The 21,302-nt window shown below is 65.1% G+C and carries 17 protein-coding genes; 12 read left to right on the top strand and 5 right to left on the bottom strand.

Annotated features, from left to right (window positions below):
* The first annotated feature begins 16 nt into the window (after positions 1-16).
* Both ACL02S_RS17100 and ACL02S_RS17095 read left to right on the top strand, forming a co-directional pair.
* Positions 17-1,696, top strand: a complete 1,680-nt coding sequence (locus tag ACL02S_RS17100; protein ID WP_412803434.1) for an ABC transporter family substrate-binding protein — start codon at positions 17-19, stop codon at positions 1,694-1,696.
* Between the two features lie 2 nt (positions 1,697-1,698).
* Positions 1,699-2,355: a hypothetical protein gene (locus tag ACL02S_RS17095; RefSeq protein ID WP_412803503.1), complete on the top strand. Its 657-nt coding sequence runs from the start codon at positions 1,699-1,701 to the stop codon at positions 2,353-2,355.
* Positions 2,356-2,616: 261 nt separating this feature from the next.
* Here the strand turns inward: ACL02S_RS17095 and ACL02S_RS17090 are convergent, their stop codons facing one another.
* A complete protein-coding gene (locus ACL02S_RS17090; RefSeq protein ID WP_412803433.1) occupies positions 2,617-4,032 on the bottom strand; it encodes an Ig-like domain-containing protein in 1,416 nt (471 codons plus the stop codon).
* Between the two features lie 599 nt (positions 4,033-4,631).
* On the opposite strand from ACL02S_RS17090, the gene ACL02S_RS17085 reads away from it, so the two are divergent.
* From ACL02S_RS17085 to ACL02S_RS17075, 3 genes are all read left to right on the top strand, one after another.
* Entirely contained in the window at positions 4,632-4,841 is a 210-nt protein-coding gene (locus tag ACL02S_RS17085) for a heavy-metal-associated domain-containing protein (protein ID WP_412803432.1), read from the top strand.
* Between the two features lie 19 nt (positions 4,842-4,860).
* The gene (locus ACL02S_RS17080) at positions 4,861-5,799 is read left to right on the top strand and encodes a DUF8832 domain-containing protein (RefSeq protein WP_412803431.1); all 939 of its coding nucleotides are present in this window, start codon (positions 4,861-4,863) and stop codon (positions 5,797-5,799) included.
* A gap of 66 nt (positions 5,800-5,865) precedes the next feature.
* The gene (locus tag ACL02S_RS17075; RefSeq protein WP_412803430.1) at positions 5,866-8,148 is read left to right on the top strand and encodes a heavy metal translocating P-type ATPase; all 2,283 of its coding nucleotides are present in this window, start codon (positions 5,866-5,868) and stop codon (positions 8,146-8,148) included.
* A 5-nt stretch (positions 8,149-8,153) separates the two neighbouring features.
* Here the strand turns inward: ACL02S_RS17075 and ACL02S_RS17070 are convergent, their stop codons facing one another.
* Positions 8,154-8,906: a lysophospholipid acyltransferase family protein gene (locus tag ACL02S_RS17070; RefSeq protein ID WP_412803429.1), complete on the bottom strand. Its 753-nt coding sequence runs from the start codon at positions 8,904-8,906 to the stop codon at positions 8,154-8,156.
* Positions 8,907-9,104: 198 nt separating this feature from the next.
* On the opposite strand from ACL02S_RS17070, the gene ACL02S_RS17065 reads away from it, so the two are divergent.
* A complete protein-coding gene (locus tag ACL02S_RS17065) occupies positions 9,105-10,643 on the top strand; it encodes a Rieske 2Fe-2S domain-containing protein (protein ID WP_412803428.1) in 1,539 nt (512 codons plus the stop codon).
* 84 nt (positions 10,644-10,727) lie between these two features.
* Here the strand turns inward: ACL02S_RS17065 and ACL02S_RS17060 are convergent, their stop codons facing one another.
* The 3 genes from ACL02S_RS17060 to serS form a co-directional block, all read right to left on the bottom strand.
* A complete protein-coding gene (locus ACL02S_RS17060) occupies positions 10,728-12,062 on the bottom strand; it encodes an MFS transporter (RefSeq protein WP_412803427.1) in 1,335 nt (444 codons plus the stop codon).
* A 144-nt stretch (positions 12,063-12,206) separates the two neighbouring features.
* Positions 12,207-13,970 carry a putative bifunctional diguanylate cyclase/phosphodiesterase gene (locus ACL02S_RS17055; protein WP_412803426.1) on the bottom strand — a complete coding sequence of 588 codons (1,764 nt, stop codon included), beginning with the start codon at positions 13,968-13,970 and terminating at the stop codon, positions 12,207-12,209.
* A gap of 173 nt (positions 13,971-14,143) precedes the next feature.
* Positions 14,144-15,406 (bottom strand): serine--tRNA ligase, encoded by a 1,263-nt coding sequence (gene serS / locus ACL02S_RS17050; RefSeq protein WP_412803425.1) that lies wholly within the window; start codon positions 15,404-15,406, stop codon positions 14,144-14,146.
* Between the two features lie 91 nt (positions 15,407-15,497).
* On the opposite strand from serS, the gene ACL02S_RS17045 reads away from it, so the two are divergent.
* From ACL02S_RS17045 to ACL02S_RS17020, 6 genes are all read left to right on the top strand, one after another.
* Complete coding sequence (locus ACL02S_RS17045; protein ID WP_412803424.1) at positions 15,498-17,198, top strand: aldehyde dehydrogenase family protein; 1,701 nt, start codon at positions 15,498-15,500, stop codon at positions 17,196-17,198.
* Positions 17,199-17,273: 75 nt separating this feature from the next.
* Positions 17,274-18,380: a septum formation family protein gene (locus ACL02S_RS17040; protein WP_412803423.1), complete on the top strand. Its 1,107-nt coding sequence runs from the start codon at positions 17,274-17,276 to the stop codon at positions 18,378-18,380.
* Positions 18,381-18,390: 10 nt separating this feature from the next.
* The gene (locus ACL02S_RS17035; RefSeq protein WP_412803422.1) at positions 18,391-18,741 is read left to right on the top strand and encodes a metallopeptidase family protein; all 351 of its coding nucleotides are present in this window, start codon (positions 18,391-18,393) and stop codon (positions 18,739-18,741) included.
* 165 nt (positions 18,742-18,906) lie between these two features.
* On the top strand, positions 18,907-19,218 hold the full coding sequence (locus ACL02S_RS17030; RefSeq protein WP_412803421.1) for a PE domain-containing protein: 312 nt from the start codon (positions 18,907-18,909) through the stop codon (positions 19,216-19,218).
* A gap of 50 nt (positions 19,219-19,268) precedes the next feature.
* Positions 19,269-20,468, top strand: a complete 1,200-nt coding sequence (locus ACL02S_RS17025; RefSeq protein WP_412803420.1) for a PPE domain-containing protein — start codon at positions 19,269-19,271, stop codon at positions 20,466-20,468.
* Positions 20,465-21,292, top strand: a complete 828-nt coding sequence (locus ACL02S_RS17020; protein WP_412803419.1) for an ESX secretion-associated protein EspG — start codon at positions 20,465-20,467, stop codon at positions 21,290-21,292. The genes ACL02S_RS17025 and ACL02S_RS17020 overlap by 4 nt, the downstream gene beginning before the upstream one ends.
* Positions 21,293-21,302 lie beyond the last annotated feature (10 nt).

Raw genomic sequence — 21,302 nt, 5'->3', positions numbered from 1 at the left:
CGGAAAGGAGCGAACCATGCGGATTCGTTCATCGACGACACGACTGGCGATCGCCGCTGTCACCATCGCTGTGGTGGCCGCTGGGTGTAGTTCGGACAACGGGAACGCGCCCGCGGGTTCAGCCGCCGAAATCGGCACCACGAACGACATCAACCCCCACGATGTCAGCGAGCTGCGCGACGGCGGCAATCTGCGGCTGGCGATCTCGTCCTATCCCGAGAACTGGAACACCTTGTCCAACGACGGGAACAACGCCCAAACCGCCTCCATCGAACGGCCGATGATGCCGCGCGCCTTCAATACCGATGCGGCGGGCGAGCTGTCGATCAATACCGATTACTTCACCGATATCCAGCTGACCAACACTGATCCTCAACAGGTCACTTACACGATCAATCCGAAGGCCGTTTGGTCCGACGGCACTCCGATCACCTGGGAGGACCTCCGCTCCCAGGCGAACGCGCTCAGCGGCGCCGACAAGACCTTCCTGATCGCCAATAGCACCGGCTTCGACCGGGTCGACAAGGTCGAGCGCGGTATCGACGACCGGCAGGCGATCATCACGTTCAAACAGCACTATGCCGAATGGCGAGGGCAGTTCGCCGGCAATTCCTTCTTGTTCCCCAAGTCCGTCACCGCGACCCCCGAGTCGTTCAACAAGAGCCTCGTCGACGCCATCGGTCCGACAGCGGGCCCATTCCTCGTACAATCCACCGACCGCGCACAGGGGCGCATCGTATTAGGCCATAACCCCAAGTGGTGGGGTGATACCCCCAAGCTCGACACGATCACCTTCAGCGTGCTCGACTCCTCCGCGTGGTTGCCCGCGTTGCAGAACAATGAGATCGACGCGGTCGGCATCGGCACCCGCGACGAGCTGGTGACCGCGAGCAATACCCCTGGTGTCGCCGTCCGGCGGGCGCCGGGCAATGCCTGGAACCACCTCACGTTCAACGGTGCGCCCGGATCCATCCTCGCCGATCCGAAGCTGCGCGTAGCCATCTCGAAGGCCATCGACCGGCAGGGCATTGTCACCGCTATCCAGAACGGTCTGGTCGAGAACCCGACACCGCTGAACAATCACATCTACCTCCAGGGCCAGGCGGGCTATCAAGACAACAGCCTCGGCTTCGACCCTGCGGCTGCGGCAAAAGAGCTGGATGAGCTGGGCTGGAAGCTCAACGGTGACTTTCGGGAAAAGGATGGTCGCAGACTGGAGATCCGCGATGTCATGTACCAGCAGGACACCTGGGTGCAGATCGCGCAGATCATCCAGCAGAACCTCGCTGCGGTCGGCGTCAAGCTGAATATCGAGACCAAACCGGGTCCTGGCTTCTTCACCGAGGAGATCCAGCCGGGCAACTTCGATGTGGCTCAGTGGTCCTGGGTGGGTGACCCGTTCCCGCTCGGCAGCCTCAACCAGATCTACGGGTACAACCCGAACGACCTCCAGGGCAACTACGGCCGGATCGGCTCGCCGGAACTGAACGCGCTGATCGAGCAGACCGTGTCCGAGCTCGATCCGAAGAAGGCGATGGAACTCGCGAACCAAGTGGACCGCAAGGTATTCGAAGAGGGCCATTCGCTGCCGCTGATGCAGTCCGCGGGCAATGTCGCGGTGCGCGCCGACCTGGCCAACTTCGGAGCTGCGGGCCTCGCCTCCCTGGACTACACGAAAATCGGTTTCTTGAAGTGAGTATCGGATCGGGCCACCCCCTGGCCTATCCACTCACCGTGACGATCGGCGCCCTCGCGGTCTGTGCCGCTTGGGCGCCGTTCGGCACCCTGGACCAGCTCGCGGCCATCACCGCTGTCGCCATCGGGATCATCGGATACACCGGATACCGGCTCGGCATCGCCTACGGCGTACTGCCCTTCTGGCGTTCGGGCCAGGCCCGCACGGTGCGGGTCACCCGCATCCGCCAGCAGCACCGCCTGACCAGCCGATCGTGGTTGCAGATCGGTGGGACTGGGCGCCCACGCTGGCTGCCCGTGTACTTCGACCCGATACTGACCACCCACACCGAAACCGAGGCCGAACTCACCGACCGCACGGTGCACAGTGCCGGACAGCGCCTGTACCCCTCCGGCCGTATCCGCGATACCGAACCGCAAGGGCGCCTGATCGATAACCCGAGTCGCCCTGACCCCGACGCCATCGCCCGCACCGCCGAAGCGACCCGCGTACGCCACCGACTCCTGCTCGACGCACAATCCACTGTCGCCGCCCCCATCGCCGCTCTCCTGTGGGTCTATCTCGACGGCGGCGGCCTGCCCGCCTTCCTCGCCGCGACCACCATCGCCGCGGCGGCGGCGATCTGGCTGGCGGCCATTCGCGGCTCCGACCCCACCTGAATTCCGGTGTGCGACGCGTGCCGCATGCGGTGCGGGAGAACCGATCGGCGCCGCCCGCAGCGTGCACTCCGCCTGATCTGGTCCGCAGGCCGCGCTGCCGAGCAGCGAGTGGCAGTCGGCCGATGAGCCCGGCCGCCCGAATTCCCGGTGCCTGCATCATGGAATGCGGTGTACATCTGACCAAACACCGAAGTGCGCCGCCGGTCGAAGACCTGCGGCGCACCCAGCGTCGAGCTCGGGACTACGAACTTCCCGAGGAACCTACCTCCTGGAGCTGCCAGATCCGAGGCCACCGCTGCCGGATCCGACGCCATCGCGCGGAACGGTCACCGTCTGCGGCGGCGCGGCCGAGGAGAGGAACCCTGGCGCGCCGGTGAACTCGGCGGTCACGCTGTAGGTACCTGGATTGGTGAACGTGGTCGAGAACGTCGCCACTCCGTTCTCCACGGTAACCGGCGCACCGATCGGGGTGTCACCGAGCTTGAACTGCACCGTGCCCTGCGCGTTGTCCGGAGCGACCGTGGCCTCGAGCACTACCGGGGCGTTCTTCTGGACCGTGCCCACCGGATCCAGCGTGGTGGTGGTCTCGATGTCCACCGGCACCGGATCGGTCACGCTCACCGGGAAGGCCGGCGATGTGGACGGCGAAAATCCCGTTGTGCCCGTGAACTTCGCGACCACCATATGGGTGCCGGCACTGGTGAAGGTGTACGGCGCGACCGCGACACCGTCGGTACCGACCATCCCCTGAATCGGGGCACCGTCGTCGACGACGAATTCCACCGTGCCGCCGCTACCTGCGGGCTCGACCTTCGCGGTGAGGTTGACATCCTGGCCGACCTTGGCCTCGGTCGGCGCCGTCACCGTGGTCGTGGTCACCTTGTCTGCCTCGACGATCCTCGTTGTGGACAATGGCCCGGCACCGGTGTTGAGCGGTGCGGTCTTGTTGTCGCGCGGGGTGCACTGGGTCGGTGCCCACGCGGTGATGAACAGTGTCGCCTTCGGCAGGAACGTGAGATAGTTCTTATCGTTGCCGAACGTACCGGCCTCACCGCCGGTGCGAAGCTTGACGTTCACCTCTCCCGAAGCACCCGCCCGCAGGCGCGCGCGCACATGGGGAAGCTGGAAGGTGGTTTTCGAACCCGACGAAGCCTTCGCGACAATGCCGCCCTCGGAGTTCTTGCTCGAGGACGGGCCGTTGCCGATCGTCTGGTTGTTGCCAGAAAGGCGCAGGATCGTCCCGTTCGGATCGACAACGCCGGACTCGTTGACCCGCAGCACGTTCGGAGCGACACCGCTGAGCCCGGAACTAGTTCCCGCCACGGCCTCGGCACTGAGGAACTCGGCATTCTGCGGAATATCGATGTCGACCTTGAGCCGCGAGACGTTCTTCACCGACGCACCGGAGGCCGAGTTCGGGTAGGTGATCGGCGAGTACGCGATGACGACCTCGAAGATGTCACCTGGGGCGACCTGTTCCGGGGCGTCGACGGTAGCGAACGCGTCCTCTGTCTGAACGGTCGGGTCCGCGATAGCGGACGGCGTCGCCAGGCAGGAGGCTTTGAAGTTAGTAGTGGCTGGAGCGGCGTAGGCGGGTACACCGCTCAGCAGAGTGAGGCCGACGACGGCACCGACGGTGATCGGCGTTGCCAGTCGGCGAATTCTCTTGTTCTGCATGAATTGTCCTATATATAAGGGAATTTCGTGATCCCCCGGCTCTGGGTGTGAACCGCTCACACCCAGAGACCGGTCAGGGGGTGCGGATCGGTCAGTGGCCGAACGAACCGGCGCCTGCGCTGCAGGCCCTATGCCGCCGACGCACTCGAGGTGCCGGCGATCATCGCGTCGATCGCCGATACGGCGACTGAAACAGCTCCCGCCGCAACATTTCGGCTCTTCATGGAGTTCCTTCCAGCGGTGCCATCAGCACCTTCTGCCAGTCGGCCTGGGCGGCCGTCCAGTAATCCCGAAGGAACAGTAATTCGGGTCACAAATCTGGAAGTATCTTTTTCGGAAAAATGTGAAACGTCACTAATTCATATTATCCGGCCGTGGCTATGCGGCGATCTCGAATGCCGATGAACAGGCACGACCCGGCCGCCCACGATCTCGGCACTTATCCCGATCCCGCCTCCCACCCCGGCAGAACCCGGTCCGCACGAACCCTTCGTCGTGGACCGGGCTCAGTCGCGCGCAGGACCAGCTTGACGAATAGATACCATAGGGGGGTATGGTAAAAAGATCGGACAGTGGCCGGCGGAACGAGGAGAACAACCATGAGCACCACTACCACCGTGACCGTCACCGGTATGACCTGCGGCGGTTGCGCCACATCGGTCCGCGACCAGATCGGCCGCATTCCCGGCGTCATCTCCGTCGCCGTCGATCCCGCCGACGGCCGAGTAACTGTCGACAGCGCGAGTCCGATCGATGATGACGAACTCACCGCCGCGATCGCCCGAGCGGGCTACACAGCCGCCAACTGAGTCCCGAACGGAGCATCAGATGAACACCGCCACCAAGTTCGCCGGTTTCGCCCTCGGGCTTGCCGGGGTTTTCACAATCGCACTGGCAACCGGTGCGCTACTCGGCCCGGACCCTGCCGAACCCACCGCGCACGATACGGCAGGCCACAAGGACACGGACGGGCATGGCGAACCACTCGGCGGCATGCTCGCCACCGATCGCGGCTACACCCTGCAACTCGACACCACGCAGGTCACAGCGGCGGCGAACGTCCCGTTACGCTTGCGCATCCTCGACCGGCACGGCGCTCCTGTCACCGGCTACGTGCGCAATCACGATAAGGATCTGCATCTGATCGTGGTCCGTGGGGATATGGTCGCCTATCAGCATGTCCACCCCGTTCTCGACAGCGAGGGAACCTGGAGCGTTCCGGTGGACCTCACCCGCGCGGGCGAGTATCGGGTGTTCGCCGACTTCGTTCCAGAAGGCGGAGAGAAGCTGACCCTCGGCGCCCACCTGCGGGTCGCGGGTGATTACGATCCGCAACCACTACCGCAGGCCACCACGACCAGCACAGTCGAGGATTACACCGTCACCATGGATGGCAAGGTGGCCCCGGGACAATCCACTCGAGTCATGTTCTCGGTGAACCGAGGCGGTGCGCCGGTCACCGACCTGCAGCCCTACCTCGGGGCCTATGGCCATCTGGTGGCTTTGCGCGCCGCCGACCTGGGCTACCTGCATGTCCACCCGGAGGGCCACCCTGGCGACGGGGTGACCGCGGCAGGCCCTGGCATCACTTTCACCCTTACCGCGCCGAGTGCGGGCGACTATCGCCTGTTCCTCGATTTCCAGCACGAAGGCGTGGTTCGTACCGCCGAATTCACCCTGACCGTCGCGCCGGGTACCCCGGCTGCCGGCGCGGCAACGCAGAACGAACACACTGGTCAGTACGGACCAGCCGGACACAGCCACTGATCCACCTCGGTGTGTCGGGCTGGACCACACGCCTCGACGCACTGGGCCGCACAGAACGGAGCACTCATGGTGACCACCGCGACACAACAACCCGCGTCCGATCAGGTCGAACTGGTGATCGGTGGTATGACCTGCGCGTCCTGCGCCGCTCGTATCGAAAAGAAGCTGAACAAGCTCGACGGTGTGCACGCGACGGTGAACTACGCCACCGAGAAGGCACGGGTCGACGTCACCGGGGACATCTCCCCTGCCGATCTGATCGCCACTGTCGAGCAGGCCGGCTATACCGCGACGCTGCCTGCCCCACCGCGAGCACCACAGCGCCAGGCCACCGAGAACAGCCCAGCCGATCCAGCCGCCGAGCTGCGCACCCGCCTGCTGGTCTCGCTCACCCTATCGGTGCCGGTGATCGCTATGGCGATGATTCCGGCCTTGCAATTCACCAACTGGCAGTGGCTTTCCCTGACCCTCGCCGCACCGGTGGTGGTCTGGGGTGCGCTGCCGTTCCACCGGGCGGCGTGGACCAACCTGCGGCACGGCACCGCGACCATGGACACCTTGGTGTCCATGGGAACGCTCGCGGCATTGGGTTGGTCGGTGTACGCGCTGTTCTTGGGCACCGCGGGGACCCCTGGGATGACCCACCCGTTCGAGTTCACCATCGCCAGAACGGACGGCACCGGCAGTATCTACCTGGAGGCCGCGGCTGGCGTGACCACGTTCATCCTGGCCGGGCGCTTCTTCGAAGCACGCGCCAAACGCCGGGCGGGTGCGGCACTGCGTGCCCTGCTCGAAATGGGCGCCAAAGAAGTCTCCGTGCTCCGCACGGTGAACGAGCGCGAAGTGAATGAGCGCGAACAGCGGAGTCCGGTGGAACAGCTGATCGTCGGTGATCGATTCGTCGTTCGACCGGGCGAGAAGATCGCCACCGACGGCATTGTGGTTGAGGGATCATCGGCGGTGGATGCCTCGATGCTCACCGGCGAATCGGTGCCGGTTGAGGTCGGCCCTGAGGACGCCGTGGTCGGTGCGACGGTGAACGTCGGCGGCCGGATCGTGGTACGTGCCACCAGGGTCGGATCCGATACCCAGCTGGCGCAGATGGCAGAGCTGGTCGAAGCCGCGCAGAACGGCAAAGCGCGGGCGCAGCGACTGGCCGACAAGATCTCCGGCATCTTCGTACCGATCGTGATCGCGCTGTCGGTCGCGACGCTCGGCTTCTGGCTCGGCACCGGCGGATCTGTGGCCGCGGCGTTCACCGCCGCGGTGGCCGTGCTGATCATCGCCTGCCCATGCGCGCTCGGACTGGCCACACCGACCGCGCTGATGGTCGGTACCGGACGTGGCGCGCAACTCGGCATCCTGATCAAGGGTCCCGAGGTGCTGGAATCGACCCGTCGGGTGGACACCGTGGTGCTGGACAAAACCGGCACCATCACCGCGGGCCGGATGTCGCTGATCGACGTTATCGCGGCCACCGGCGAGGAGATCCCGCGGATTCTGGAACTGGCGGGTGCGTTGGAGGATTCCTCGGAGCACCCGATCGCGCAGGCCATCGCCAAGGGCGCCAGGGCACGTGTCGGTGAGCTGAAGCCGGTCGAAGACTTCACGAATATCGCGGGCCTCGGGGTGCAGGGTCTGGTGGATGGACACGCGGTGCTGGTCGGCCGGGCCCGGCTGCTGGCCGATTGGTCGCACCATCTCGACGAGGACCTGACGCAGGCGATGCGTGCCGCCGAGGCCGAGGGTAAGACCGCTGTCGCGGTGGGCTGGGACGGTAAGGCCCGCGGCGTGCTCGTGGTCGCCGATACCGTGAAACCGACCTCTGCCGCGGCGATCACCCAGCTGCGCGCGCTCGGCCTCACCCCGATCATGCTGACCGGCGACAACCGGGAAGCCGCCGAAGCGATCGCCGCTCAGGTCGGCATCGATGAGGTAATCCCCGAGGTGTTACCGCAGGACAAAGTGGACACCGTCACACGGTTACAGGCCGAAGGAAAAGTGGTCGCCATGGTGGGCGACGGGGTGAACGATGCCGCGGCGCTGGCCCAAGCCGACCTGGGGCTGGCCATGGGCACCGGCACCGACGTGGCCATCGAGGCGAGCGATCTGACCCTGGTCCGCGGCGATCTGCGGGCTGCGGCGGATGCGATCCGGCTGTCGCGCCGGACCCTCGCGACCATCAAGGGCAATCTGTTCTGGGCCTTCGCCTACAACGTGGCCGCGATACCGCTGGCCATGGCGGGCCTGCTGAATCCGATGCTCGCCGGTGCGGCGATGGCGTTCTCCTCGGTCTTCGTGGTCAGCAACAGCCTGCGACTGCGCGGCTTCCGCTCCACGGCACAATAGCCGCGTTACCGGCCGGATGCGTTCTTACGCGCGGCGGCCTTGGCCTCCGCTTCAGCGACATCCATCGCGTCCGCCTCCTCCAAGGTGGGGGCGCTACCGCCGAGCCGAGCGGGAACCCAGTAGGCGCCGGGCTCGTGCGCGTAGCTCTTCTGCAGCTCGAGCAGCATGCTCTGCATCCGCGAGCGGAGCTCGGCAGTGAGCTCGGCAGCGGATGCCACCGGCTGGATAGGTGCGCCGACCGCGATGGAGATCGGCGTATTGGTGCGGCCGAGCCGCTTCGGGAAACCCTTGGTCCAGACCCGCTGCGCACCCCAGATGACGATCGGGATGATGGGCACATCGGCCTCGATGGCCATCCGCGCCGCGCCGGACTTGAAATCCTTGATCTCGAAGCTTCGGCTGATCGTCGCCTCGGGATACACCCCGACCAGCTCACCACGGCGCAGATACTCCACCGCGGCCTGATAGGAATCGGCGCCCGCCGAACGATCCACCGGGATGTGTTTGAGCGCTCGCATGATCGGACCGGAGATCTTGTTGTCGAAGACCTCCTTCTTGGCCATGAACCGGATATAGCGTTTCGGCGTGCGCACCGGCAGGCCCGCGTAGGTGAAATCCAGGTAGCCGGTGTGGTTCACCGCCAGCACGGCACCACCCCGCGCCGGGATGTGCTCAGCGCCTGCGACAGTGAACTTCAGACCTTGAACGAAGAAGACGGTACGGGCTAGGCCGACAATCGTCCGATAGACGGGTTCCACAAGTTCGCTAGCCTAGTCGCTGCCCGCCCCGCTAGCAGTATGCCGCCCACATTCACCGCGCCGGAACAAGAACGCACGGGCGGCCCAGCCGCACGGCCACTGAGCAACAGCGGCAGAATCAGAACGCGGCTACTGCATCGGCGCGGCCTCGCCGCGACTACTACCCTTGGTAGCTGATATCGGCAGGAGGAGCAGCTAGTGCAGATCACCAGCGTCGGACACGCCGGATTCCACATCCGCACCGCGGCCGGGTCGATCCTTTGTGATCCGTGGGTGAACCCGGCGTACTTCGGTTCCTGGGTCCCCTTTCCGGACAATACCCAGCTGAACTGGGAAGAGCTGGGCGCATGCGACTTCCTGTACGTCTCGCATCTGCATCGCGACCACTTCGACGCCAAACTGCTGGCGCAGTACGTCGATAAGGACGCGACGGTACTTCTGCCCGACTATCCCGTGCCCGACCTGCGGCGGGAGCTGGAGGAACTGGGTTTCCACACGTTCTTCGAGACCACGGACTCGGTCAAGCACACGGTGAGCGGCCCCGGCGGCGAGCTGGACATCATGATCATCGCCCTGCGCGCACCAGCCGACGGTCCGATCGGCGACTCCGGACTGGTCGTCTCCGACGGCGAGACCACCTGCTTCAACATGAACGACGCCCGTCCGGTGGAGATGGACGTACTGCACGAGCAATTCGGCCACATAGATATCCATCTGCTGCAGTACTCCGGCGCGATCTGGTATCCGATGGTCTACGACATCCCGGCACGCACCAAGACCAACTTCGGTAAGCAGAAGCGGCAGCGCGGCATGGACCGGGCCCGCAGCTATATCGAACAGGTCGGCGCGACCTGGGTGGTCCCCTCGGCGGGGCCGCCGGTGTTCCTTGACGACGAGTTGCGCCACCTCAATGACGATCACGGCGATGAGGGCAATATCTTCCCCGATCAGCAGGTGTTCCTGGAGCAGATGGACCGCCACGGCAACAAGGGCGGGATCCTGATGATTCCCGGCTCGGTCGCCGAGGTGCGCGGATCCGAGCTGACGCTGACCCACCCGATCGATCCCGCCGAGATCTACGACGACAAGGCAGGCTATATCGAGCGGATGGCCCAACGGCTCGCACCGGTACTCGCTGCGGAGAAGGCGACCTGGGCCACCGGTACCGGCACGCTGCTGGAGCCGCTGCAGAAGCTGTTCGAACCGATCATGGCGCAGAGCGATCTCATCTGCGATGGCATCGGCTACCCGGTCGCCCTGGTGATCGGCGAGGAAACCGTGGTGCTCGACTTCCCCAAGCGCACAGTGCGCGAACCCATCGCCGGTGAGGGCCGATACCGCTATGGTTTCCGCATCGCGCCGGAACTGGTGCGCACGGTACTGCGCGACCAGGAGCCGGACTGGGTGAACACCATCTTCCTGTCCACCCGCTTCGAAGCCTGGCGGATCGGCGGGTACAACGAATTCCTCTACACATTCTTCAAATGCCTCACCGATGAACGGATCGCCTATGCGGACGGCTGGTTCGCCGAAGCGCACGACGATTCCGCGTCCACCGAACTCGACGGCTGGGAAGTGCAGCGGCGCTGCCCGCATCTGAAGGCGGATCTGTCGAAGTTCGGCGTCGTGGAAGGAAACACGCTCACCTGTAACCTGCACGGCTGGCAGTGGGATCTGGAGTCCGGCCGGTGTAAGACCTCCAAGGGACACGAACTGCGTTCCCGCAAGCTGAGCTGAGCCGCGGGCGAGCCGCGCGCGACGAAAGCCCGTAGCGGACACCGTGAGCGAATGCCCCGCAGGCACGAAACCAGCGGGCCGTGGTTACGCATCGGAATGACGACCGGCGGGTAGCCAACGGGATGTGGGCGCGGCCAGCATGAGCACGGCGACCCCGAGCAGGGCCAGGAGTGTGGATATCGGCCACCATATGGTCACCAGCGCGGCGAATCCGAAGACCACCAACGAGACCAACTCGCTGAGCAGTCCGGATACCGAGGTAACCGTGGCTCGTGCCGGGCCGGTGATGGCGTCCTGGAGACGAGCTTCGGCAACCACCAAGGTGTTGTGGACGATCCCATAGGAAATACCGATCGCCGTGAAACCGAGGCATACCAGCAGATACCCGACATGCGGACGATGCGCCGCACTGCCGGAGATCAGCGCGCCCACGAGGAAAAGGACGCCGGCCACCGCTATCGCGATCGCCATTGTCCGGCCCGACATGCTCTCCGTCCGCCCGGCCGATACCGAACCGATGAGTGAACCGAGGACGGTGAGACCGACCAGTAATGGCACCACTGCGGTCGATATTCTCGCCTCCAACGCCAGCAGCGCGAAGTACTCGTCGAACGCGGTGATGCCGAACAACAGGGACGTCAGTAACACGCCGTAACGCACCGTCCGGATCCGGATCGCCTCTGCCACACCGGCTCGCAACATGCCGAGGTATCGCATGACCGGTCGCTGTTGCACGATAAGCCTTTCCGGCTGCACCATGATCGGTGATCCGGCGTGTTCCAGAGGCAGAACGGCGATAATGCCGTGCTGTTTCTCGTCTTCGGTATCTTCCGGCAGCGGCGCCACGGTCTCCGCCTCCGGGAGATCTGCCACCGCCTCAGCGGATAACGCCTTCGGCGCGGTGGGCAAGGACAGAGCCAACGCCGCGTGCAGGGCGGCGATCGCGACACTGGACCAGCAGACCAAGGCGTAGCCGCCGAAGAGATACAACGGGGTCGCGACGACGATAGCGATGACGACAGCCGCTTCCGCTCCCGCCCTGGTGTAGCCGAGAATCCGCGGGTAGGCGGCGGACTCGCCGCGCACCACGAGCGTGTCATAGAGCAGCGCCTCGAACGTACCCGAAGCCAAAGCACCTGCCGCGCCCCACAGCACGAAACCGGCGGCGAACCCGCCGAAAGAAGGCGCCACTGTCCACAGCGTGAAGCCAAGGGTCAACAGCACACCACTCAGCACAAGCAGTCCGCGCCGAGATACTGTGTCGGCCCATGCGCCGGAGGGCACCTCTAGCAGGAACGAGGTTGTCGACCAGATCGCGAACAGCGCAGAGATCTGCCCCATGCCCATACCGTGTTCGGCGAACAACAGGGCATACAGCGCGTAGAGGGGAATCAGTTCACCGACACTCTTGAAGAGCACGGCCCGAACCGTCAGTGCACGCAGACCCAGCGGAGCGGCGCTATCCGTCCCCCGCGCGCGCAGTGCTGCGCCGAGTCAATGACCGTAACTGAGCATACGCATGGTGCTCATCATGGATATCGGCACTCCGTATCGTCAAGCGAATTATGTCAACGGCACCCAGCCGTTGGCGGCCACCGAATCCTCGTCCCCCAGTTTCTTGTCCGCGGCCCTGTCCTGATCGCCGAGCAGCTCGGAGACCGGACGCGAGTCGCTGTAGTGGTACCCCTGCGCGAGTGCGAAGCCCAGCTCGGTGAGCACGGCGGCTTGATACTCGGTCTCCACCCCCTCGGCGATCACCTGCAGGTCGAGCGCACTGGACAAAGCGGCGATCACGCCGAGCAGCGGCGGGGCAGGCGAGTCGGAGCGGATCGCGGCGACGAAGGAGTGATCGACCTTGATGATGTCGCTGGGGAGGGTAGCCAGCCTGCTCAATGAAGAGTAACCGGTACCGAAGTCGTCTATGGCTATGCGTACTCCACGGGCCCGCAGGGTACGCAGATTGGTGATCGCCGTCTGTGACTCCGCGGCCAGCTCGCTCTCGGTTACTTCGAGCACGAGCTGATCGGCGGGCCATCCGGTATCGACGAGGATGCCCGCCACCCGGTCGGCATAGCCCACTTCGGCCAATTCGAGTCCGCTCACATTCACATTCAGGGTCAGATCGAGCCGGGCGAAGGTCTCTTGCAGCTGGACTGCGTCCGTACAGGCCCGGCGAAGCACCAGTTCGTCCAAGTCGGCGATGAGGTCGTATTCCTCGGCGACGCGGATCAGGCCCTCGGTGGTGACATCCGGCTGTGTGCTGGACGACCAGCGCAGCAGCGCCTCCACGCCAACCGCCTCACCGCCACCTGCGGTCAAGCTGACTATCGGCTGATAGTGCACATCGAGCGCGCCGCGGTCGATCGCCTCGCGCAGCTCCACCGCCAGCGGCAGCTGCCGGGAGGATTCCAGCACCGTCCGGTTACGTCCGGCCTGTTTAGCCCGGTACAGGCCAACATCGGCCCGACTGACCAGCAACGAACCGGATTCGCCCTGCTGCCAGGAAGTCACTCCAGCGGAGCAGCCGGTCGTCACCGCCGCGCGCAGCTGCTCAGTGAACAAGATCGCAGCCTGTTCCGTGGTATCCGGCAGCAGTAAGGCGAACGTGTCACCCCCGTAGCGGGCCAAGTCCTGTTCGGCGGCCAGGAGTTTCGACCAGGTGTCGGCCACCCGCTGCAGGACGGCATCGCCTGCCCGGTGGCCGAGATGGTCGTTGATCTTCTGAAACCGGTCCAGATCCACCAGTACCAGCGCGAGTCCCTGCCCGGTCTTGGTCGCCCGCTTGATCGCGGTGTCGAGTACCCGATCGAAACCGCGGCGATTGAGCAGACCGGTGAGTACATCGACATCGGCCTTGGCCGCCATCCGGGTCAATATGCCGATGACAACACCGACGCAAACGATCACACCCGCTGGAATCAGGCCCGACCACCACGGCAACCCCGGTGTCACCGGCCGCGCGGGCAGCACCGATAAGCAGAGCAGCACCGCGGCCCCGATCTGCGCCGCCGCCTGCGGCCATACGAGGAACAGTGCCGCATCACACGCGATGAATACGTAGAACGCCACGAAACCGACCGCCCCCACCGTATCGGGGAACGCGTACACCGCGATGGTCACCAATACCGTCGCGGTCACGAGGTAGAGGTGATGAATCGAATGCGGTAGGCGCGGCCCCCACACCAGCAGCGTGAGACCGAGTACCAGCACCATGGCTGCCACCCCGCCGACCAACAGTCGATTCCCCTCCGCACCAGGGGCGATCGCAGTGATCAGTAAGCCGAGAACCCCGCCTATGACGTAGAACGCCCCGGTTGTCCGAGCCATGACCATAGCTGTCGCCAGTGCAGACACGGCCGATACCCGGGTTCGGGTATCGCCGCGAGACCCGATTCCTCGCACGGGGACAGCCTAGACACAGAAAAGCCCGCTGGTTGCCACATCACCGGAATCCGGTATGGCGAACCAGTGCCGGTGTGCCGGAAATCCGCCGCGGACAATCAGTTCGGCGGTCGCAACACATCGGTTCCGACGAACGGGACCAGCGCCTGTGGAACTCGAACCGACCCGTCGGCTTGCTGATGATTCTCCAGAATCGCCACAATCCAACGCGTAGTCGCCAACGTGCCGTTCAAGGTAGCGGCGATCTGAGGCTTTCCGTTCTCGTCGCGGTAGCGCACGGCGAGACGACGCGCCTGGAAAGTAGTGCAGTTGGAGGTAGAGGTGAGTTCCCGATAAGCCCGCTGTGTAGGCACCCAGGCCTCGCAATCGAATTTGCGCGCGGCCGAGCTGCCCAGATCGCCGGTCGCGACATCGATCACCCGGTAGGGCACCTCGATGGCGGCGAGCATGTCCTGCTCCCAACCGAGTAACCGCTGGTGCTCAGCGTCGGCCTGGTCCGGGGTGGTGAAGACGAACATCTCCACCTTGTCGAACTGGTGCACCCGGATGATGCCGCGGGTGTCCTTGCCGTAACTGCCCGCCTCCCTGCGGAAACACGATGACCAACCCACATACCGCTTGGGACCGGCGGCGAGATCGATGATCTCGTCCGAGTGGTAGCCCGCCAGCGGAACCTCCGAGGTGCCGACCAGGTAGAGATCGTCTTCGGCGAGGCGGTAGACCTCGGCAGCGTGCTTGCCGAGAAACCCGGTACCCGCCATGATCTCCGGGCGTACCAACACCGGCGGGATCATCATGGTGAACCCACTCGCCACAGCCCGCTGCGCGGCCAGCTGCAACAGCCCGAGCTGCAGTAGCGCGCCGTAGCCGGTGAGAAAGTAGAACCGGGAGCCGGAGACCTTCGCACCGCGCTCCATATCGATCAGGCCGAGCGACTCACCGAGCTCCAGATGGTCCTTCGGCTCGAAGTCGAATTCCCTCGGGGTGCCGACAGTGCGCAGGAGGGTGTAATCGTCCTCACCACCGATGGGCGCGCCCTCCTGCACCACATTCGAGAGCGCACGGTGCGCGGCATCCAGATCGGCGTCGGCGGCGTGCTGCGCGGTTTCGGCTTCCTTCACCTTGACCGACATCTCGGACGCCTGCGCGAGCAGTGCGGACCGCTCCTCCTTACTCGCTTTCCCGATCAGTTTGCCCATCGCCTTGTGCTCGGCACGCAATGTGTCGGCGGTGGCCACCGCGGCACGCCGCGCCGCATCCGCCTCTAGCAGCGCGTCGACGAGAGCGGGATCTTCGCCGCGAGCACGCTGCGAGGCGCGGACCGCGTCGGGGTGGTCCCGCAGGAATCGGAGGTCGATCATGGGCAACCAGCCTAGTGGTCGACGAATCGCCCTTCACGCCGATATCCCAGGAAGGGACCTATCGGCGGCGATTTGCGCGCATAGTGATTTTATGCACACTCCTTTTGATGAGACAGCCATCGACAATGCGCTGGCCGACCTCACTGCGGGCGAGAAGGCGTGGGCGGCCACACCACTGCGGCGGCGCCGCGATCTACTCGACGAGATCCATGCCCGCACCGGCCGCTTCGCCGAGGATTGGGTACGGACCGCATGCGCCGTCAAAGGCCTTCCTGCGGACTCGCCGTTGGCAGGCGAAGAATGGATGTCGGGCCCGTTCGCCCTGCTGCAGGCCACAGCCGCGCTCTCGGCGACCCTGACCGCGCTGGACAGTGGCCACAGTCCGCTGGCGGGCCACACACTGACAGAAGCGCCGGGTGGGCGGATCGCGGTGCCGATCCTTCCGTTCGACGTCTACGACCGGCTGCTGCTGCACGGCTTCCGCGGCGAAGTATGGCTGCGCCCAGGTATCGACGCAGGCACAGCGCACGAACGGGCCGGGCTCGCCCAGCGGGACCCGGCCAGTACCGGCGGTATCGGCGCCGTGCTCGGCGCAGGCAACATCACCTCGATTCCGCTGCTGGACACGCTCTACGAGCTGTACGCGCACAACCGGGTGGTCGCGCTGAAACTCAATCCGATCACCGATCCGCTGTTCACCGTGTTCGAGATGGTGTTCGAGCCGTTGCTCGCACTCGGCGTGCTTCGCATCCTCACCGGCGATGCCGACCAGGGCGGCTACCTGGTGCACCAGCACAATGTCGCGCATGTGCACATGACCGGTAGCGCGCAGACCCACGACGCGATCGTGTGGGGGTCCGGACCGGAGGGAGCGACACGAAAGAAAGACGACCGGCCACTGCTGGACAAGCCGATCACCAGCGAGCTCGGCGGTGTCTCACCGACCATTGTGGTGCCAGGCGCCTGGTCGGACGCCGATCTGCGCTATCAGGCCGAGCACGTGGCGACTCACCGGCTGCACAACGGCGGCTACAACTGCGTGGCCGCCCAGGTAGTGGTGCTCAGCGCCGGCTGGGAGCGCAAACACGAATTCTGCACCGAACTGCGGCTGGCCATGGCACGGGCACCCCATCGTAAGGCGTATTACCCGGGCAGCGACTCGAGGGTCGCCGCCGCACTGGCGGCATATCCGCAGGCCGAGCGCCTCGGCGCGGGCCGAGTGCTGGTCGAGCAACTACCACACACCGAAACCCCGCTGCTGCGCACAGAATATTTCGCACCGGTACTCGGCGTGGTGGAGCTACCCGGCACCGGTGGCGAGTTCCTGCAGCGCGCGGTGGACTTCGCGAACACCGAACTGGCCGGAACGCTCGGCGCCAACATCATCGCGCCGCCTGCGACTATCCGCAGGCTCGGCATCGCCTTCGACCGCGCGATCGAGCGGCTGCGCTATGGCACGATCGCCGTGAACACCTGGACCGGGGCAGGCTTCCTCACACCGCGCGCTGTCTGGGGCGCTTTCCCCGGGCACACCCTGGACGACGTACAGAGTGGAATCGGTGTAGTGCACAATGCCCTCCTGCTGGACGATGTGGAGCGCACGGTAGTACGCGGCCCCTTCCGGCCCGCACCTCGATCGCTGCTCCACGGTGAATTCGCCCTCACCCCGAAACCGCCATGGTTCGTCGACAATCCCACCGCCGCGAACACCGCACGCAAACTGACCGAGTTCTACGCCGACCCCAACCCAGCCGAACTGCCAGGCATCTTCCTGTCGGCCCTGCGTGGCTGAGCCGACGCGCGCGGATTGCCGCCCGATCGGTCAGATCGTGGCACCGGGACACAGTCACTGCCATGATGGACCGCGATGCCCACCGAACAACCATCTCCGTTTCCCCGCGCGCCAAGGCGCGGGGCATCGTCACGCGCGGTGCTACGCCGCTCGGTCGATCTGCACCTATCGGCGCCCACCGTACGCTGGGGCCTGATCGCGGTGGCTACCGGTGCGGTGATCGCGGCCATGGTGACCTTGTTTCTGACCGGGTTCGACAGCAAGAAGAACCTGGAAGCACACCCGCCCGGCGCACCGGTACAGACCATGCTCGACAAAGAACTCAGCGCTGCGGCCATGGGCGACTGTCTGAGCTGGAGCAAGCCCGACCGATCCGATCTGTTCGAGGTGAACTGCTCCAACGAACACAAGTTCGAGGTCGCGGCCGAGATCGACCTGAGCAGATATCCGGGCAAGGAATTCGGCCCTGGATCACGGGCACCGGATGTACTGCGGGCCACCGAGTTGAAAGAAGAGCACTGCGTGCCCGCCGTACAGAAATACCTGGGCGGTCGCTTCGATCCGCAGGGCAAGTACCTTGTCCAGCTGATGTACCCCAGCCAGGAAGCCTGGAAACACGGCGACCGCACATTACATTGCGGGCTGCAGGGCGCGACTAAAACGGGCACCACCCCCCTCACGACAGGCAGCGCCACCGAACAGGACCAGTCCAAGGTGTACGAACCAGGTGTCTGCCTCGGCATCAATCAGAACCTGCCCACCGATCCGGTGGACTGCGCACAGCCGCACGCCGTTGAGATCGTCTCCACCATCGACCTCGGCACCCGCTTCGACAGCACTCCACCGCCGAAAGAGGAACAAGACAAGTTCATGAACGAGGAGTGCACCCGCACCGCGCCGGACTATCTCGGCGGCCCGGATGTGATCCGCGACAAAACGCTGACCATGTTCTTCGACTACATCGACGCCCGCAGCTGGATGGCAGGCAGCCACAAGCTGAACTGCATGATCGGTAAGGGCACCGACCGGGAAGGTTTCGCACCGATCGTCGGTTCGGCCAAGGGCGATATCCTGATCAACGGCCAGGCGCCGATACCACCCCCGAAGAACGGGCGCTCCACGCCCGCGCCGCTTCCCGGTGCCGCGCCATTGCCCCCTCAGCCCGAGCCGCGACCGAGGTAATCGAACAGCGATGTCCGTCTCGATGTCCGCCGACCGATTCGAGGAATTGGTCGGCGATGCACTGGATCTCATCCCGCCGGAGCTGGCTCGCGCGATCGATAACGTCGTCGTGCTGATCGAGCCGCGCAATCCGGAAGATCCGCACCTGCTCGGGCTCTATCACGGTATCGCGCTCACCGAACGCGACAGCCATTACGGCGGAGCGCTTCCCGATACCGTGACGATCTACCGCGACGCGATCCTCGATATCTGCACCGAAGAGGCCGAGGTCGTCGAGGAAGTGGCGATCACCGTAATCCACGAGATCGCACACCATTTCGGAATCGACGACGAGCGCCTGCACCAATTGGGTTGGGGCTAGCACCGGCTGGACCGTATTGCGTATACCACGCTGTCAGTGTGTAATCGGCAGAGAGATCGAAGAAGTTGGGGATTCGATGGAACCGATCGCGTTGCTATCGCGTCCTATCACTCGAAGGGGGAATTCTCGTGGTTCCGCCGCAACGCCACTAGAAGGAGTCGAGTCATGGTCGGACATGTACTGATCGCACCGGAAACCATCCTCGCCGCCGCGGCCGAGCTGGACCTCGTCGCCGAACGGCTGGCCGCCGCCGCGGCGATAACCGCGCCTGCGACCCATGTGCTTCCCTCCGGCTCGGAGGAGGTCTCGCTGCTCGCCGCGAATCATTTCAACCAGGGGGCGATGTCACACGACCGCGCCATCGCGCAGGCCATCGCGGAGTGCCACCACGCCGCGGCGACGCTGCGCTCGCAGCTGGCCCAGCATGTCGCCGGCGATGTGGTGCGCGCCGCCGGCATCGGCGCCATTCAGGTGTAGCTCCGGCACCGAGAACTGTCAGCAGCACTTATTCAGGGGAGAAGACGAACATGGTTGCAGGAATCACCGGGGTCATCTGGGCCGCCAGGCCATCGGAGGTCAATTCGGCCACCCTTCACGCTGGCGCGCACGCGATTCCGATCTCGGCCGCCGCCACCGCATGGGGTGGGCTCACCGCCACCTGGGTCGACGCGACAGCGACCATCGCCAGGGTGATGGCCGAGCTCGGCATCGGTATGCAGGGCGTCAACGGTATCGCCGCGCTGAGCAAGCTCACGGGCTTCCTCGGCTGGTCCGAACAGCAAGGCGTCCAAGCCGCGGCGATGAGCGCGAAGGCATCGGCGAATGCCACCGCGTACAACGTCGCCGCGTTGGCTATGCCGAGCCCGCCCGAGATAGCGGCCGTCAACGCCGCCCTGGCCGCATCGGCCAACCCGCCGGGGGTGATGTCCGGCGCCTTCGAGGCAGCGGAGGTGGCGAGGCATCTCATGGATATGCGCGCCGCGATGGTCATGGAGACCTACGAGGCGGCCACGAGCGCTATGGTCGCGACCCCGGCCGAGTTCATGACGCCGCCATCGATCGCCGAAGGCGCGGGAACAGCCGAGCCCGCGCAAACAGCGGAAGCAAGGACCGGAGTCCCGGTCGACCCGATCCGGACCGCCATCGCCGCCACACAGGCGTTCTTGAACAACCCCGGTGTCGCCACCGCCGCCACTCAGGCCGCCCAAGCGGTCGGCTCGATCGCCACCACAGGCGTGTCCACAGTCGGAAATGTCGCTGGTGGCGCGATCGCAGCGGTGACGAGTACCCCCGCCGCTCCCACAATGTCCGGTATGCCGCCGATGGCTACGGGTGCAGGCACGGCCGCCGTCGGTGGCGCCACCACCGGTGGTAGCACCTCGACCCGCACAGTGTCGTTCTCCGGTACCGGATCTTCGGCTGGTATGAGCAGCGGCTCCCTCAAGCTCCCGGAAGGCTGGGGCATGGGCGGCATCATCGGCGCCGGTTCCGCACCGATGCAGGAGACCGCGATGGTCGGCCGGTCCGACACCACACCGGCCAGAGTGGCACATGCGGGTAGTGGAAATCCCCTGCTGGGCAGGCAGGCGCGCAGTGCTGGGGAGGATGAGACCGAGCACACCGGCCTGGACTACCTGCGGTCGAACGAACATTTCAGCGATGGCAGGCTCATCGCCGAGGGAGTTATCGGCGGGGACGGCGGGGATCGCAACGGGGTAGCCGAGTGACCGTACTCGGTGCGGGCCGCGGCCCATCGACGCTGGAATCGATCGTCCTTTCGCTCGACGAGATGCAGTATCTCGTGGAGAAACTGGAGATCGAGGTCCCGGTGGTACTGAACGCCAGGAGTCGCTATGACAACCCGGCCGATCACCGTACCGCGATGGCCGCGGCCGCCGAATCTTTGACGCAGCGAGAGTTACTCGATGACGATGTAGTGCACCGCGATCTGGAGAATCGGCTACGCGCGCTGAACCGGCCACACTGGGTCATCGCGCTGCGATTGATAGTCGATGGCTACGTAAGCCGATTCTGCCTGGCGAAAGGTGTCGACCTCGCGGTCGTCGCTCTTCGCGGGCAGGATTCCTACGTCATCGATGAAGCGGGAATCGATCTGCCCGGCACAGTGATCGCGGCACTCGGCTCTACCGAACCGCTCGAGCTCTACGGTTTGAACGCCCCGACCGAACAGCTCGCCGTGATCTTCGGCGACACCGGCGATGCCGCGGCCACCGCGGAACGGCTGGCACGGGTCGGCAACCCGGCACATGATGCGAAGACGCTGGCTTCTGCCTTGGTAGAGATTCACTCGTATGCCGAGATCATCGGCGTGATGTACGGCGACGGCACCAGAGACACAACCGATAACCACATCGCCGTATTCAATACGCGCGCAGGTAGATTCCTGGCAACCGCGAGTAAATCCGACGACGGCACGAAGTGGACCTCACTGAGCAGCGGAACCCCGGCACGCCTGCGGACAGCGCTGCAGGACCTCATCGCCGCACTACCGGAACGCGAGGATTTTCCCCAGAATCCGAAACTCTCCTGAGCACGGCTGC

This window comes from Nocardia spongicola (assembly GCF_047200775.1).
In the GTDB taxonomy this organism is placed as follows: Bacteria; Actinomycetota; Actinomycetes; order Mycobacteriales; family Mycobacteriaceae; genus Nocardia.
Note: the sequence above shows the minus strand (reverse complement) of the source record. Positions and strands in the feature narration are given on the sequence as shown.